The organism is Woeseia sp. D3-10, assembly GCF_055809415.1.
Map to the genome: position 1 here is coordinate 1,795,310 of NZ_JBVVTW010000007.1, position 16,417 is coordinate 1,811,726.

10 protein-coding genes are annotated in these 16,417 nt (G+C 55.9%); 9 read left to right on the top strand and 1 reads right to left on the bottom strand.

Going from position 1 to position 16,417, the window contains the following annotated elements:
- Positions 1 to 202: 202 nt before the first annotated feature.
- The 3 genes from AC0L8N_RS08545 to AC0L8N_RS08555 are packed head-to-tail and all read left to right on the top strand — an operon-like array spanning position 203 to position 5,275.
- Positions 203 to 781: a thioesterase family protein gene (locus AC0L8N_RS08545; RefSeq protein ID WP_473667211.1), complete on the top strand. Its 579-nt coding sequence runs from the start codon at positions 203 to 205 to the stop codon at positions 779 to 781.
- Positions 781 to 3,960 (top strand): outer membrane lipoprotein-sorting protein, encoded by a 3,180-nt coding sequence (locus AC0L8N_RS08550; protein WP_473667212.1) that lies wholly within the window; start codon positions 781 to 783, stop codon positions 3,958 to 3,960. The genes AC0L8N_RS08545 and AC0L8N_RS08550 overlap by 1 nt, the downstream gene beginning before the upstream one ends.
- A 4-nt stretch (positions 3,961 to 3,964) precedes the next feature.
- The gene (locus AC0L8N_RS08555; protein WP_473667213.1) at positions 3,965 to 5,275 is read left to right on the top strand and encodes a DUF1302 family protein; all 1,311 of its coding nucleotides are present in this window, start codon (positions 3,965 to 3,967) and stop codon (positions 5,273 to 5,275) included.
- Positions 5,276 to 5,419: 144 nt separating this feature from the next.
- Here the strand turns inward: AC0L8N_RS08555 and AC0L8N_RS08560 are convergent, their stop codons facing one another.
- Positions 5,420 to 5,974 (bottom strand): ECF-type sigma factor, encoded by a 555-nt coding sequence (locus tag AC0L8N_RS08560; RefSeq protein ID WP_473667214.1) that lies wholly within the window; start codon positions 5,972 to 5,974, stop codon positions 5,420 to 5,422.
- Between the two features lie 100 nt (positions 5,975 to 6,074).
- On the opposite strand from AC0L8N_RS08560, the gene AC0L8N_RS08565 reads away from it, so the two are divergent.
- The 6 genes from AC0L8N_RS08565 (at position 6,075) to AC0L8N_RS08590 (ending at position 16,343) form a co-directional block, all read left to right on the top strand.
- A complete protein-coding gene (locus tag AC0L8N_RS08565) occupies positions 6,075 to 8,195 on the top strand; it encodes a serine/threonine protein kinase (protein WP_473667215.1) in 2,121 nt (706 codons plus the stop codon).
- 4 nt (positions 8,196 to 8,199) lie between these two features.
- Entirely contained in the window at positions 8,200 to 8,490 is a 291-nt protein-coding gene (locus AC0L8N_RS08570; RefSeq protein WP_473670095.1) for a tetratricopeptide repeat protein, read from the top strand.
- Between the two features lie 498 nt (positions 8,491 to 8,988).
- Entirely contained in the window at positions 8,989 to 9,591 is a 603-nt protein-coding gene (locus AC0L8N_RS08575) for a hypothetical protein (RefSeq protein ID WP_473667216.1), read from the top strand.
- Positions 9,592 to 9,696: 105 nt separating this feature from the next.
- Complete coding sequence (locus AC0L8N_RS08580) at positions 9,697 to 10,260, top strand: ECF-type sigma factor (protein WP_473667217.1); 564 nt, start codon at positions 9,697 to 9,699, stop codon at positions 10,258 to 10,260.
- Positions 10,261 to 10,323: 63 nt separating this feature from the next.
- A complete protein-coding gene (locus tag AC0L8N_RS08585; RefSeq protein ID WP_473667218.1) occupies positions 10,324 to 13,476 on the top strand; it encodes a tetratricopeptide repeat protein in 3,153 nt (1,050 codons plus the stop codon).
- Positions 13,477 to 13,913: 437 nt separating this feature from the next.
- Positions 13,914 to 16,343 (top strand): hypothetical protein, encoded by a 2,430-nt coding sequence (locus tag AC0L8N_RS08590; RefSeq protein ID WP_473667220.1) that lies wholly within the window; start codon positions 13,914 to 13,916, stop codon positions 16,341 to 16,343.
- The last annotated feature ends 74 nt before the right edge of the window (positions 16,344 to 16,417 follow it).

Genomic DNA, 16,417 nt, shown 5'->3' on the forward strand with positions numbered 1-16,417 from the left:
AAGAGTAACAAGGGGGGATTTTGGGGTCGAACGATCAGCAATTTTCGGCTGTGGCTCCTTCCCGCAAAGCAAGTGATTCTCAGATATATCGGATATACGCCTTCTTTGTATTCTTTGGCGGTTTTCCTCACTGATTTCGATCTATAGAACAGGAGCCTGGATTTCTGGGCTCGTGCATCGAAGTTAGTCGAGGAACGTGAGAATGAACCTTTACCTGCGCCTCTTGCTGGTCTGGATCCGGAATTTCGCCAGCACCACGCGGCACCATTCGCACCAGACCAAGAGTCGCTTCAGGGTCTTGCCGCATGACCTCGATGCCTTTGGGCACATGAACAATGGTCGTTACTTGCAAATCATGGATGTTGCCCGGATGGAGTGGATGCTCCAGACGCGGATCGCACACTCGATCCGCAAGAACCGATGGGCGCCTGTGCTCGGCGGCGGAATCGTTCGTTACCGCCACTCTCTACGCTTGCTGCAATCGTACTCCGTAACCACGAACCTCCTCAGCTGGGACCAGCGCTGGTTCTATCTCGAGCATTGCTTTACCGACAAACGTGACCGCTGCATAGCAGTCGGCAACACACGAGCGGCATTGCGTAGCGGGAATAGCTGGGTGCATACCGACGAAGTCGTCAACAGCGTGTGTCCCGGCGCCCTCTCGCCAGTAATACCGGACCACATTCGGTTGTGGATTGGCGTGGATGAAGCAATGTACTGCCATGGATCAGAGCACCGGCCCCCTCCGCTCAGGCAACGTAAACTGCGGAGGGTTGGCTGATGCTGCCGATACCAACGATCTCCGAGCGCTTTTTCTTGCGGGTTACCTCCCGACCGGTGCGGGCCCTGATTGTTGCGGGGCTTACAATCATCATCTGCGCCTTGGGGCTAGCAAAGCTCGTCAAAGACACTTCAGTCAAAGCGTTTATCCCCGCAGATCACGAAGCGCTTGTTGCCGACAGTAAGGCCGCTGATGTTTTTGGAATCTCCGACACAATCGCGGTCGCGATAGTTACCGCCGATGGCAGTTCTGTTTTTCAACCGGACGTTCTCGCACTTCTGGTCGAGCTGACCGAGGAGTTCGCCGGCCTGCCGAACATCCGCGGCGACCGCATAACGAGCCTGGCCACCGAATCTTCGATCACCGGTGATGGTAACTCCGTCAGTATCGACCCCTATGTGGATCTCTTCGAACTCAACGACCGTTTTGCGGCAGATAGTCGCAAGCGTTGGGAGAATATGGCGCCTCACAAAGGGGCGCTCGTTAGCGATGACACCAGTGCCGCAATAGTAATGGCTGAACTCATTGACCCGAAGCTCGCAGATGCAACATATCAAGAGCTAGTCAACATTGTCAGCAACAAGAATGTGCCTAACCTTTCTATTCATGTCGCTGGCCCGGCTGCCGTTAGCGGTTACTTGAGCCAATACATCGATCAGGACGCACGAAAACTGCAACCGCTGGTTTTCGTACTGGTGCTCAGTTTTGTTTTTCTCGCGTTCCGGCGCGCCGCGGCGTTGCCGGGGCCACTACTCGTCGTCATAGGTTCAGCGGTCGGATCATTAGGAATTATGGCCTGGAGTGGCATTCCCTATTTTGCGATTACGAATGCGCTGCCCGTCATCGTTGTTGCGATATCTGTCGCCGATGCAATCCATGTTTTGTCCGTCTACTACCAGTACCGCGAACAAGACCGAAAGGCGAGTGTTCGCCAATTGGTGGTCTTGACAATGACCACAATGATTCGACCTATTTCTCTGACAACCATCACAACCATCGCCGGCTTCTTGGGTATCGCTGCGGTGTCGATAATGCCGCCTATCACCAGCTTTGGCGTATTCGCAGCACTCGGCGTACTGATCGCCTGGGTATTTTCTATATTCGCACTACCGAACGTAATGATACTGGTAGAACCGGGTCGCAGCCCGACATTTATTTCCTCGCATGAAGGCCCGCCCAATCGCCTGAACCGCATACTCACAACGATTGGCACATTCTCGTTGTTGCATTATCGCAGTGTGCTTGCGATTTTCCTGCTGGCCACCGTTATCGCCGGAGTCGGCGCAGTCCAGCTTCGAATTGACCGTTCCCAAGTAGAGAACTTTGCGGCAGACGAGCCCATCCGCATTGCCGACGAACTGATCAACAGGCAATTCGCGGGTACCGCATTTCTGGATGTATTCGTGGAGACCGATGCGCCTGAAGGTTTATTGCGCGTCAATACAATGCGCAAGGTACGGGACCTTCAATCGTACTTTGAAACCCTGCCGCATGTCCGCAAGACGGTGTCTATAGTCGATTACCTGAGCATTTTGCACGCTGCGATCGATGATCTGCCAGAGAGCGAGATTTCTCAACGTCGCCTGCCAGACTCTGACGCGGCCCTTGCGGAAGCCTTGTTTGTGTATGAAGTATCTGGTGACCCGAGCGACCTGGAAGAAGAGATCGACGCTGGCCGACAACGCGCGCTCATTCGTGGTGTGCTCGATGCGCACTATTTCAGCGAGAACCGAGTCGCTGTCGAGGCACTTCAGCGCTATGTTGACGAGGTTTTTAACGAACCGGGCCTGCGCGCATCGCTGACAGGCGATGTCAATGTCAGTTACCACTGGATGCGCAACCTTCAGACATCCCACTTTGAAGGTGTCGCACTCTCGTTGGTGCTCGTGCTTGCCGTCTCCATTGCCGTGTTCAGGTCGGTGGCTACTGGCTTCGTTGCGGTCATACCCGTGGTGTTCACTGTGCTGGTTCTATACGCCTGTATGGGCTATCTCGGTATCTACCTCGAACCAGCTACGTCAATGTTTGCTGCTATCGCACTTGGTGTCGGAGTCGATTTTGCGATACACCTTGTTGACCGGCTGCGAACAGCAACAGATGAACTCGACGGCGATCTGGCAACGGCGATCCACACGACCCTACCCGCCGTGGCGCGAGCCTGTCTTTTTAACTCCGCGGCGTTGGGCATCGGTTTCTCAGTCTTGCTGATCAGCGATCTGCCTACACTGAAACGTTTCGGTGGCCTTGTCGCCCTTGCTTCGTTTACGAGCTATCTGACTGCATTAGCTATCGTGCCAGCAATGCTTGCAGCGAAACGGGATTGGTTTGTCCGGGCACCAAGACCAGTACAAGGGCCACGCGTTTCAATTCCTGTTCTCACGTTGGTTGCAATTTTCGCGGGCATATGGAGCGACGGAGCATCGGCGACTGTCGATGAAGCCGACCGAATCGTACAGGCCGTCTCGGGTCGCGCTGAAGGAGTCGCCACACAAAGGACCGTAGATATGACAATGACAAATAGTCGTGGCCGGATCGAACAACGTGTTGCGCTTGTTCATAGACGAAATGCTGAGCAGCTGCGCGAGACGCGAATTACGTTTCTGGCTCCGAAGCGAAGCCGGAACGTGACTTTTCTTAGCCACAACTACCATGTTTCCACTGATTCTGATGAGCGCTGGATGTATTTACCAGCGGCGCACAAAGTACGCCGAATTCCCGCCTCGCAACGCGGCAAGCCGTTCCTCGGAACAGATTTTTCCTACGAAGACATGCAATCCGAGCTGAAGTTTTATCCCGGTGACTGGCATTTTGAGTATGGCGGCCAGATCACGGAAGCTGGACGGGTCCGCCACCGCCTGAACGGTACACCGAGAAGTTCGCGCATAGCGCGAGAGCTGGGCTATGGAGGTTTCAAAGCGGTCGTCGACGAGCAGACCTGGATGCCGGTCAGCATAGACTTCGTCGACCTGAAGCAACGCCCACTGAAGACCATCGAAGTAAATGACATAGAAATAGTCAGCAACATCTGGACTGCGACGAATATTGTGGCAACGAACCATCAGACGGGTCACCAAACGGAGTTCACGTTTCGTGATGTCCACTACTACACAAGCCTGAACGCGCAGCTGTTTGACCCGCAAACGCTGGGGCGCGCACTTGGTTCATTGGCCGTGGAATAACGATATGCGTCCCGGGCTTTATTGGTTCGTCATCTCCATCGCAATGGCGGGAGCTATAGATACAGCAGCGAGTGAGCCAGATGTTTTCTCTGTCTCGTCCAACCTCACATACGGGTACGCCAGTAGGACGAAGAAGAGCATACAGGGCGAGGTTGAGATTACTCCCGCGATGGAGCTCTCGCTGTCATCGCGAACTTCACTGATCGCTTCCGCTCGCTTGCGATTCGACATGCACAACCAACTGAACCCTGGAACGAGCATTTACGATAACTATGCGAGTGTGTCGAAGCCTGTCAACATCGGCGCGTCCGGGAACGCGGAGCTTCGGGACTTGTACGTCGAACTGCGCGCTGACAATGGGCGAACCCGCCTGGGCAAACAGCAAATTGTCTGGGGTCGACTTGATGGTATCAAAGTCTTGGATCTTATTAACCCGCAGGATTTTCGCGAGTTCGTTCTGGAGGACCCTGGTGATTCACGTATTGCATTGTGGAGCGCCTACTTTGACTACAGTCTTGGCGACTGGCGTGCAGAACTCGCGTTAGTGCCGGACTCAACCGGGCACGCAATTCCTGAGCACGGCGCCTGGTTCCAACTGTCCGCATCTCGTTTTCGGTTCGGAGCCGCGCCGGAAAGTGAGACACCCCGGATATCAACCGTCCCACAGGGCTTGTCTATTGCCGACAGCGCAATCGGAATACGCGTCTCGCGCCGGTTTGGCGCGCTCGGTTTCAGTGCGGTTGGCTACTCAGGCAGCGACCCAGAACCGTTGGGCCGTACAGTTACGGCCGATGACACGGCGACTGTCGAAAAATTCTACGAGCGTCGCAATGCCTTGGGCTTTAGTTTTGACGTTGGCCTTGGATCACTGGTGCTTAGGGCAGAGTACGCGTTGCAACCGGATCGGGTATTCAACACACGCACCGAACACGGACTCTCAACTATTGGCCTTGATCAACATCGAGGGGCAATCGGTCTTGATGTTGATGGACCGTTTGGCGTGTTTATCAACGCGCAGTATCTCATTGATACAGTCGCCGATTCGCCAATCGGCCTGGTGCGGCCCGCACGTGATCGCATTGGCACTTTGTATATTAGGCGCGAGTTCGCGTATGCCGCCATTGCCCTAGAAGCGCGCTGGTACTACTCATTCACCGATCGGGACCAGCTCACAACTGCGGGTATTACTTATGCAATAAACGACAGTACTTCAATCAGACTCCGCGCCGAAACATCGAGCGGTACTGCTGAGGGACTGTTCGGGCAATTTTCAGGCCGCGACCGAATTACGCTCCGATTGAGTCACACGTTCTAGGCGACAGACTATGACAAAACGAAACATGCGCATGGCTGACCGTCACACAGACGTCGAACAATTGCTGCAGCCGGGCGAAGCGCAACGCTGTTACCTGCACCTGCGGCAATATTCCGCAAGGGACTGCGCAACCAGAGATTTTACTTACTCCGCATTTTCCTCTATCAATTCGGCTATACGCGTTCTTGCTGAAGACCACAGACGCTCAACCGAACGTGGAGAAATATCCAGCGCTTCAGCTGTCTCCGCAGTCGTCAAGCCAGCGAAATAGCGACACTCAAACACACGTGCAAGTCGAACATCCTCTTGCTGCAGAAATTCAAGCATCTCGTCAACCTGAAGCAAGAACTCGGCCTGCTCATGCCCATCGTCACCTATTATTGTTGCAGCAAGAGTGACCGCTACACCGGCCCGCTTATTGGCCGTTATGTAGCGAATTTCGTCAACGATAATTTGGCGCATAATCGTGGCTGCCAGCGCGAAGAACTGGCGACGATCCTCGGTCCGCAACTCACCGCCAGATAACAGTTTGACAAAAGTCTCATTGACCAAAGTTGTGGCGCCGCTGCCCGATCCACCGGGCGCTCTGCGACGTGCCATCGATTTGAGCTCAGGGTAGAGCATCGACGCCAGCAGGTTCAGCGCAGAATCATCACCATTGCGGTGGGCTTCGAGCAGTACCGTTACGGACGGAGGCAAAGTATCAATCCTGTGACATTACCGATGCACGGTGCAAAAATGTTGCACAATTGGCGTGCGCTCGCAAGATTCATCGCTGCTCGCCGGGGGGGACTCAAGCATGAGTACAGGTGATCCGTTCAAGACAGGCGGTGCCGGGAAGCTGCTGGCAGCAATGGCTCCGGCAGGGGCTGAATTGCTGATCGGCCGCGAATTCGGCGATTACCGCATCACCGAATTACTCGGCGAGGGCGGCATGGGGCGAGTCTACCGTGCCCGCCGATCCGATGGCCGGTTTGAACGGGACGTGGCAATAAAGGTGTCGACAGCGAGCAGTATTAGCCGCGATTTCAAAGCGCGCTTTCTGCGAGAGCAACAGATTCTTGCCAACATGACGCACAACAATGTTGCCAAGTTGCTTGATGCCGGCACAACCAGTGAGGGCTGGTCGTACTTCATTCTGGAACTTGTCGACGGGCTGGATATCAGCGAGTACGTCGCAAACCGAGCTCTGACGCACGCGGATATCGTCCGCCTGCTTCTGCCAGTGATCGATGCTCTGTCGTTCGCTCATGCAAGGCTTATTGTGCACCGGGATATAAAACCGTCCAATGTCGTTGTCGATGACAGTGGCCAACCGAAACTATTGGACTTCGGCATCGCCAAACTACTTGATGACGAACAGTCTGAGAACACAGAGATGCGCCCGCTGACGGTTTCCAATGCCAGCCCTGAGCAGTTGCTCGGGCAGCCCATTACGATTGCTTCCGACATCTACCAGATTGGGCTCCTGCTATTTCAATTAATGCTCGGGCGTTTACCCAATGAGAACAAGAACCTTGAATCGGCAATTCGTGATGCAAGGCGCGCACGTTCCGCCACACTTGATGCAGACGCACGTGGGAAATTGCATCCGGATTTGATCGGTGTTCTTTCACACTGCCTGCGTAATGATCCGTCAAATCGGTACCGGGATATCAACGCATTGGCGGATGATTTGCGGCGATATCTTGAGAATCGCCCAGTGTCCGTTCGTCCACCGTCAATGATTTCCTTGTTCATACGGCTGGTCCAACGCAACAAACTTGTAAGTACTGTGATTGGCCTCTCACTTGTCGCCTTGATAGGTGGAGCCAGCATGTATACGTGGCAGATCAATCAGGCCCGCGAACTTGCTGAGCGAGAAGCAGCAACATCACAAGAAGTTGTCGGGTTTCTTACAGGCATATTCGAAGTTTCCGACCCCGCCAAGAATCAAGGCGGTGAACTAACGGCTCGCGAACTGCTCGATCGCGGTGCAGCCAATCTGCACGAACAGTTTGCCGACCAACCCGTAATCAAGGCTCGTTTACAGGAGGTTATCGGTGGCGTCTATAGAGAAATGGGACTGTTCGAAGAGGCCTTATCGCTGAATACATCCGCATTACAGCTTCGCACAGAAGCTCTTGGCCCAATGCACCGCGAGACTTTGGTGTCCGGAAACGATCTGGCCATCATTTATGAACGACTGGGAGAACTCCGCAAGGCGGAATCTGCTTATCTTGATGTTCTTGCGAAGCAGAGGGAGTCGCTTGGTTCCGATGACGTTTACACGCTCAAGACCATTAACAATCTTGGCTCAGTCTATTATCAACTTTCTGACTACGAACAATCCGCCAAGTACTGGGAGGAAGCCTACGAACGCCGCAAACGGGTTTTGGGCGAAAATCATGAAGAGTTTCTCACAACATTAGGCAATCTGCCGATAGCATACATCGGTCTGGGACAGCTTGATCGCGCTCAAGCAATGTTTGTTGAGGGACTTGAAGTTTCACGTCGCGTGTTAGGTGAGAACCACCCAAGAACCATAAGCTCAATGGTAAACGTCGGGGCTATGTATTCTGATCGCGGCCGATACCAGAAAGCTTTGCCTTATATTCAGGAGGGCTGGGTACGAGCACAACGAATTCACGAACCGACCCACATTTCCGTCTTGTATGCAGGACTCAACCTGGCTTCAATTTATGTTCACCTGAACAAGGCATCACCGAACAGCAACTACCTTGAAGACGCGGATAAAGTCCTGACGCAAGTCAGCGAAGCAAGCCTTATGAGTCTTGGTGAGAATCATCCGACTACCCTAAAGGTAGAACATGGCGTTGCTGACCTTGAGAGTGCGCGGGGGCTAGAAGCGGAGGCGATGCAGCGGTACAAGAGCATCCTGTCGCGCCGACTGGAAATATTCTCACCCGAGAAGTATTGAGGTTCTGGGTACTCGCGCCGCTATCGCCGATACCTACGTTAGGCTTGGCAATCCCGACAAGGCCATCAGCGAGTACCATGACATTCTGCCTTTGGCAAAAGTAGCATTCGGCGCATTTCATCCTGAGTATCTTGACATGTTGCTGGGTTTTGGCGAAGCGCATGTTGCGAAGCATGATATCGATGCCGCAACCCTCCTGTTTGATGAAGCGGTGGCTGGTTATATTGAGACACTCGGCCCTGATGACCCACGTACGCTCGCAGCTATAGAGCGACAGACGCAAAGTTTATTCTAGCCGGGCCTTGTGGAAAGTGCGGCTCACTAGCTTGGCAGCTTATGCTCCTTTGCCTTTCTTAAACAACGCCATCTGCCGCCTGATGCGGATGAATATCTCGCATCCGCAACCACACTCCTGTTCTGAGGTAGCCTGACCGGTCTGACAGTCGAGGTTGCGAATAGCATGGAGTTAGGGGGATCGCACCAGCTCAACAGTTTTCGCCCTGGCCTGCCACACTTTCCCTCAGCACCGCACAAACCCTGAAATCGCCTTAATGGTAGGAAAGAAGAGTGAGTTTAAGGCAGAACCGGCCGCAGCTGGCTGGAATCACGGGTAGAGCAGAACAGGAAGTTTGCGGAAGCCATGTGGAATCAATCAGCTCGACCCCTTTGACTGAACATTTCCATGCGTTTTGCGCTGCTATAGGTAACGGTCTGAAAGCGCACAGAAATACGGCGGTACGTACTCTTCTTCGCGCTCAATGCCATCCCATGCACTTTCGACGGAGTCAGCGCGATGAATACGACGGCTACGATGTTAATTCGAAAGACCGCGAGACTTAGTACGGCCTTGTCTTTGATCCTGATGCTATCGGCGTTTCGCCATACCGATGTCGACACCCAAACCAACCCGGCGTACGTCAACTACACGTTCAACGCTGTTTACGTGCAGTTGCCGGGCACCAACGACTACTTCCGCGAGTACGTTTCGGAGCGGCTCGCCAAGGAACTTGAGAAAGCGAACGTTCGCATGTACACAAGCGGCGAGCTCTTCTCTCCTTTCAGGGAATGGACCGACGAAGAGAAGCAGGTGGTATTGGCCGGGCGCGGAGTGAATGCCACCATCGTCATAACGCTGGAATCCATAAGTGAACGAGCCAGTCCCGGAACCATTTTCTTCAATACCGACCTGGGGACGGCAACGCACGTACAGGCTAGATCCGACCGCGCGGTCTTTCATGTCAGGTTGATCGACATTGAGACCGGGGACCTGGCGTGGACGGCAATCGTTCGCACACGCGGCAATGGCTCTCTGTTTGTCGGCGACAAGAGTACGGCGAAAGCCGTCTCGAAGCATGTTGCCCGATCGCTCAAAGAGTCCGGTCACCTGCTAAGATGAGCCTCCCGCGGGTAATTCGCCGAGAAATGAATTCGCGAACGGCAACCCGCCTTATCATCGCACCATCGGTGAGCTCATCGAGTCTGCGATGCTGGGGGGCTATGCATGAACCCGCTCGACCTGACCGGACTCATCAATCAGTGGCAAGCCGGCGACGACCGCGCATTGCAGCAACTCATGCCACTGGTTCACGGCGAACTGCAGCGTCTGGCCCGGCGGCAAATGCGCAGCGAAGTAGCGTCGCATACACTCCAGGCAACGGCTCTGGTCAACGAAGCCTTCCTGCGCCTCGCCGACATCAAGATCGAATACAAAGACCGTTCCCATTTTCTGGCAATGGCGTCGAAAACGATGCGCAGGGTACTCGTCGACCATGCGCGCAAGAAGAAAAGTGCGAAACGCGGTGGCGGCGTGGCGAACCTGACGCTCGATGAGAACGTGGTGATGGCACCCAATGCGCCCGACATTCTCGACCTCGACAGCGCGCTGGATGCACTGGCCGGGGTCGATGAACATCTCGCGGCCACGATCGAGCTTGTGTTTTTCGGAGGCCTGACCTACCAGGAGGCGGCAGACGTCCAAGGGGTTTCCAAGACGTCTTTGTTCGACGATATGGAACTGGCGAAGGCATGGCTGAAGAACCATATGGCGGACATGGAAGAACAGTAATATTTGCTAACCAACGTGCAATCGGCGCTGCATGAGTAAGGCGCTATTGCTGAGTACCGGATATTGAGCAGCGACGACAAATCACACTGGCAAAAGGTCAAGGTATTGTTCAGGGCCGCGCGAGCACTGCCGCCTGAGTCGCGAATCGACTTTTTGCACGAGCAGTGCGGCAACGACACGGACTTGCTAAAAGCGGTTTCGAGGTTGCTGCAATCCGAAACCGCTGACGAATACCTCGGTGACATCGTCCACGACGCAGCGCGGGATACCGTAGCCGCAAAAGCGGAAGCCAGACTTGAACAGCGGGTAGGAAACTACAAACTGATCGAGCTGATCGGCACCGGCGGCATGGGCAATGTCTATCGTGCCGAGCGTGACGACGACCGGTTCGATCACCAGGTGGCCATCAAGCTGCTGCACGCCAATCTTGGCGACGAGGCGCTGGTGCAACGTTTCCGGATGGAACGCCAGACCCTGGCGAACATGAATCACCCCAACATCGCGAGACTGCTTGATGGCGGCGAGACTGACGCCGGTGCGCCCTACCTGGTCATGGAGTACGTTGATGGCATTCCGGTGGACCGCTATTGCGATGAGCACCGGTTGTCCGTTCCCGACCGACTCAAGCTATTCCGCAAAATTGCCGACGCGGTTGAGTATGCGCACCGCAACCTGATCGTGCACCGCGACATCAAGCCGTCGAACATTCTTGTCGACGCGGCCGGTGAACCGAAGTTACTGGATTTCGGCATCGCCAGATTCATCGACAACAATGCGCTCAAGTACGCCGTTGCCCCAACCCTTGAGGGCAACGCTTTGATGACGCCGGAGTTCGCCAGCCCCGAACAGGTCCGGGGCGAGCCGATCACCACCGCCACGGACATTTATTCGCTGGGCATTCTCCTCTACCTACTGCTGAGCGGACGCCGGCCGTACCTGCAACGGGCGACCAACATGGCGGCCATCGCCAAGGCCATCTGCGATACCGAGCCCAGTCGTCCGAGCACCGTCATCACGCTGGACGGCGATCCGGAAAACACGGCACCCATGATCGTTGCATCGCGGCGAACGTCAGTCAGTCGTCTGACCAAACTGCTCTCCGGTGATCTCGACAACATTGTGATGATGACGTTGCAGAAGGACCCCGGGCGACGCTACCCATCCGCCCGGGCACTGTCGGACGACATTGCGAACTACTTGTCGGACAAGCCGGTTTCAGCGCGTCCGGAATCGCTCGTTTATCGAACCGGCAAATTCGTGCGGCGCAATCGCTGGGGTGTGGCGGCCACGGCGCTGATTCTTCTGCTGATCGTCGGGCTGCCGACCTATTACAGCCTCAAAGTGACCGAACAACGGAATCTCGCGCAGCTGGAAGCCCAAAAGTCGGCACAGGTTTCCGATTTTCTGCTGAGTCTTTTCAGTATGCCAGACCCCGACCAGGCACAAGGCGAACGCGTGACGGCCCGGGCGTTGCTTGACCAAGGCGCGTTACGCATCGAACAGGAGTTGGCCGATCAGGGCGCGATCCGTGCCGCAATGCAGGATGTCATGGGCGGGGCCTACATGGGGCTCGGGTTGTACGACCAGTCACAAGCTCTGCTCGACAGTGCGTTGCGCACCCGCGTATCACTCTTTGGTGCGGAGCATGACGAAGTTCTGCAAACCGGGACGAAGATTGCAGCGCTGAACACATCGACAGGCAACTTCCAAAAGTCAGAGACGCTTTACCGTGAGGCACTGAATCTCAGTCGAAAACTGCACGGCAACGACAGTCTGAATGCGGCGATGCTGCTCACTGGACTGGCCAACGCGGTTTACGAACAGGGCAGACAGGACGAAGCACGCGACTATTACGATGACGCGCTCGCCATGCACGAACGCCTGTCCCCACAGCCGAGCCTTGAGAAAGCAACGACGATGCACGGCTACGGCTGGCTGCTAACCAACATGGCGGAGTTCAACAAGGCTGAGTCAGTCTTGCGAGCATCGATCGCCATGCTTCGCGAGACGGCCGGCGCGTACCACCCCGAGGTTCCGGCGGCGATGAACCACCTGACGTTTGCACTGATGGACAGCGGCCAGTGGGATGCCGCGGAACAGAATATGCGTGAGGGTCTGGCATTAACGACTTACATCTATGGCGAGGACCACCCAGGCGTTGCCGCCGACCTGAATACGCTCGGCACCATCCTGCAGGAAAAGGGCGAGTATGCCGAGGCCGAAGCCCTGTACCGCCGTGGTTTGGCCATTGATCTCAAAGCACTTGGAGAAGACCATCCCTACGTCGCGATGGACAAGAACAACCTTGCCGGGGTTTTGATAACCCAGGGAAACTACGCGGAGGTCATCGCGCTTTACCGTGAAGCGCTGGCAGCGAATCGACAACGTTTTGGCACGCAACACCCGGAAACGGCAACGAATCTTTCCAACCTTGGGCTTACGTTATTGCGGCTCGGCGAGTTTGCGGAAGCCCGCGAATTACTGGTTGAAGCAACACGGATTCGCACCGACGTGCTCGGCGCTGATCACCCCGCGACGATCTCCAGCCGAAACATCTTCGCGATCTACCTGCGCCTAATCGAGGACTACCCGGCAGCGAAGACGGCCTTCGAAATATCCCTTGAAGATCGCACACGGGTGCTGGGCGAGAACCATACGGCGCGGATGATGACACTGTTGGATCTCACTGAGTTGTTGCGCGACATGGGGTTGCCAGAGGAAGCAGCCGCTCGTTTATTGCAGGCGCGGGAATCAGCCGAGGCCAGTCTGGAGGCGGAACACCCTGTGCGCGTTCGCATTGCGTTCGTCGACGCCTTGCTGCGCGATGACACCGGCGACACCGAGGCTGCGCGATCGTTGTACCAGGATATCCTCGATCGTTACCGCAAGATTCTGCTGACTAACGATCCGCGACTGGCCAGAGTACTCATTGCTTACGGCGACCTGCTGACCCGCAACGGTAAAGCGAGCGAGGCATTGCCGTTGCTGCAGGAAGCTGTATCAGTTCGGAAGGCGATACTGCCCGCCGGGCACTGGGAAATTGCGGTCGCACAAAGCCTGCTGGGAAGCTGCGAGAGCGCGCTGGGACTTGCCGGTGCTGAGGGCACCCTGCTTGACGCACGAGACACGTTGCTCGCCACGCGGGGAAATCAAAACAGTCATACGCAGGATGCAGATGCACGGCTGGCCGCGCATCGCGCACGGGGCAGCCGCTAAACGCGCAGTTGAGCAGATCCCGACTCAGTGACGGCAAAGACCACACCGCTCGCTACGTGAGAGGCCACGGCAACCACGCACGAGATGCCTGGGCACCGCCAGTCGAACGTCTCGCGCATGACAACTACCAAACTCAGGAGCCGAAGAACCCAGCTCATTGACGAAGGGACACGCCGCTCGCGATGCGAGGAGGTTTGAAACAGCGGCTCGCAACGTGCGAAAGCACAGCAAGGTGGTCATCGTCCGCCCGTCCGCATTGACCGTGTGCTGACAAGAGTCGCAGCCAGCGCAACGTCCCACCAACCCGCCACAGAATATTTTGAAAGCCCGGAATTTTTTCGCGCCACCCGGCTCGGTGGAAGGCTTCCAGCCATTGCCGAACAGCAACGCCGCTTTTGCGCCTTTGAAGACAGGACCACTATTTTTAGGCGATCGTCATGAAACCCATCGATCACAGCGCTCCTCCTGCCCTCGTCCGTCGGCTGCTGTCTGGGCTGGCCCTCGTTCTGCTGGGGGCCTGCGGCGGAGGGGGCGGAAACAGTGGCGTCGGCGGCGGCACGATTCCACCACCACCGCCGCCCGTGATCGAACCGACCGATGACGTATTCGTCGGCATACTCAGCGGTATGCCGAGCGTGTTGAGGGTGCTCGACAACGACCGGCCAGGTGAGCAACTGGTCTCTGTATCGCGAAGCCGGGTCGGCAGCGATATCGCCATCGACGGCACTACGATTCTCTATACATCACCTGGTGATTTTGTGGGCGAGGATGGCTTTTACTACGTCACCGAAAACTCAAGCGGCGAACAAACGCGTTCGGAAGTGGCGCTGCGGGTCGATCAGGTTTCCGCTCACAATGACCCGGCTGCAACACCGGTACCTTTGGCCGCAACGATGGCAGACGGCCCGTATGCCGTGGAGTATGAACTCTATGGCGGCATCGACCGGATAACTCACACCACAACGATTCAGGAAGCTGATTTCGGCCAGCTCATACGGGTCGACGGCATACCGTCGTCCACCCGGATCGACGGCGAAAAGCAAGGCCACCTTGTTTCGGCACGTTTACGGGCCGGGGTGAGATACCTGATCAGCTTCGAATATTTCATGGACCGTGAGAACGATGTAATTCCACCGTTGATCTGGTCGGAGTACCCGCAATCCGTCGTAACCGATTCTTACTCGGTACCGCTATACGATGATCTGTGCATCTACTACGAGGACTGGGTCTGGGGCAATTTCTGGGCATGCCATACCAATCAAACCGGAGTGGAGCGCCTGGTTGGTCATGTGTTCGAGCCGAAAGTCACTGACGAATACAACTTCTACTTGTGGAGCGAAGTCTATGTGCTCGACGACAAGCTCGTCGTTCTGTGTGAAAACCTGCCGAGCTTTGGCTGCGGCTACAACCTGATGATCGAAGAGCTGGACGACAACACGAGCACACGACAAGACGCCTCCATTGCCATTGGCGGCTCGGCTGTCCATGGCAGCATCGAGACCACCGCCGATTCCGACTGGTTCACGATGAATGCCTATGCGACGGAAACGACAATCATCAACGTCTACCCCGAACAGGACGCCAAAGGCGAACAACTCGACGACTTTCTCGTCCAGTTGTGGGTCGATGGCCAGATCGTCGCCTACACCGCACCGACAGGCGGGGTCGCCACGCTTCAACATGTTGCTACCGGTGATCATTCACTACGAATCGGCATCGAATCACAAGGCGGCCAGACTGGCGGATACCGGATCGAGTCTGTTGGCGGTGATGTTCCGAGCGACACCAGCACGTTTGCAGGGATAGAAGTCGGTGAAGCGGTTAACGGCCAGATCAACAACGGCCGTGATGCCGGTGACTGGTTTAAAGTGTATTTGACGGCGAACGTACCGTACGAAGCCTCGATCACAACATCGATTACCGACATTGAGAATGCGTTCATCGGCCTTCGGGACTCGCGTGGCGATGCCGTTTGGGGCTCCAAACAGAATGAAGTTCTTGCCTGCAACCCCGGCTGCGAACACACACACCGGGTGTCGTTCTCACTGGCGCGTTCGGGTTACTACTTCCTGACTGCGGCTGCACCGGAACCGCAGCAGAGTGGCCATTACCAACTGACTGTCGTGGAACGGCAGGACGCTACGCCTGACGATGACCTTGCCGGGGATGCAGCGACGATTGGTCGGGCCGAATCGATGGTTCCCTCCCACGGTATGCTCGAGAACGCCGGAGACTCCGACTGGTTCCGATTTATTTCAGCGTTCGGCGGCGAACGACGCACGTTTTTCGTCGATGGCGCTTTCGTGCTGAATGGACTGTTTGAATACCCGACGGTTTCGGTGGTCGATGACAACGGCGATGTCGTGGCAACCGGCGAGGTATGGACAGATGGCGTACAACGAGTGGCCATGACAACCACGCACAGTGGCAACTATTACCTGACGGTCAGCTCCAATGGAACGAATGCTCTGCCCTACACCGTGCACAACAGCGTTGGTGACCCGGCCGGCAACAGGGATTCGTGGGCCTACATCGGTTTTTGTGCCGAGGTACACCAGTCGATCAGCCGGGCAGCCGATTTGGACTGGTACAACATCGAGCTGCTGGACGACCGGTCCTATACATTCGAAATTGCCGGCGAAGACCAAGGCTACACCGCAGCAACAAGGCCCAGAGTTTCGCTGTACACGGAAACGGGCGATCTCGTCGATAGCGTTACCGCCGAGGATGCCAGCGCGACACTCGTTGTTGATATCGCAACATCGGGACGCTACTTCCTGGAAGTGAACAACGACTCGGGGCGAGTCGGCGGGTACCTGCTTCAGGCGACGGACATGTCTGCGGGTGAGTGTGACGATACGCGCTGAGGCTTTTTCAGTTTTTTTCGAGAGTGTATCGGCGTGGTTAGCGTACCGCCCGGCATTAGGCTCGATAACTCGCA

Excerpts from the sequence above, each read along its gene's own strand:
- AC0L8N_RS08545 (WP_473667211.1), top strand. The coding sequence starts at position 203 with ATGAACCTTTACCTGCGCCTCTTGCTGGTCTGGATCCGGAATTTCGCC.
- AC0L8N_RS08550 (WP_473667212.1), top strand. The coding sequence starts at position 781 with ATGCTGCCGATACCAACGATCTCCGAGCGCTTTTTCTTGCGGGTTACC.
- AC0L8N_RS08555 (WP_473667213.1), top strand. The coding sequence starts at position 3,965 with ATGCGTCCCGGGCTTTATTGGTTCGTCATCTCCATCGCAATGGCGGGA.
- AC0L8N_RS08565 (WP_473667215.1), top strand. The coding sequence starts at position 6,075 with ATGAGTACAGGTGATCCGTTCAAGACAGGCGGTGCCGGGAAGCTGCTG.
- AC0L8N_RS08575 (WP_473667216.1), top strand. The coding sequence starts at position 8,989 with ATGAATACGACGGCTACGATGTTAATTCGAAAGACCGCGAGACTTAGT.
- AC0L8N_RS08580 (WP_473667217.1), top strand. The coding sequence starts at position 9,697 with ATGAACCCGCTCGACCTGACCGGACTCATCAATCAGTGGCAAGCCGGC.
- AC0L8N_RS08590 (WP_473667220.1), top strand. The coding sequence starts at position 13,914 with ATGAAACCCATCGATCACAGCGCTCCTCCTGCCCTCGTCCGTCGGCTG.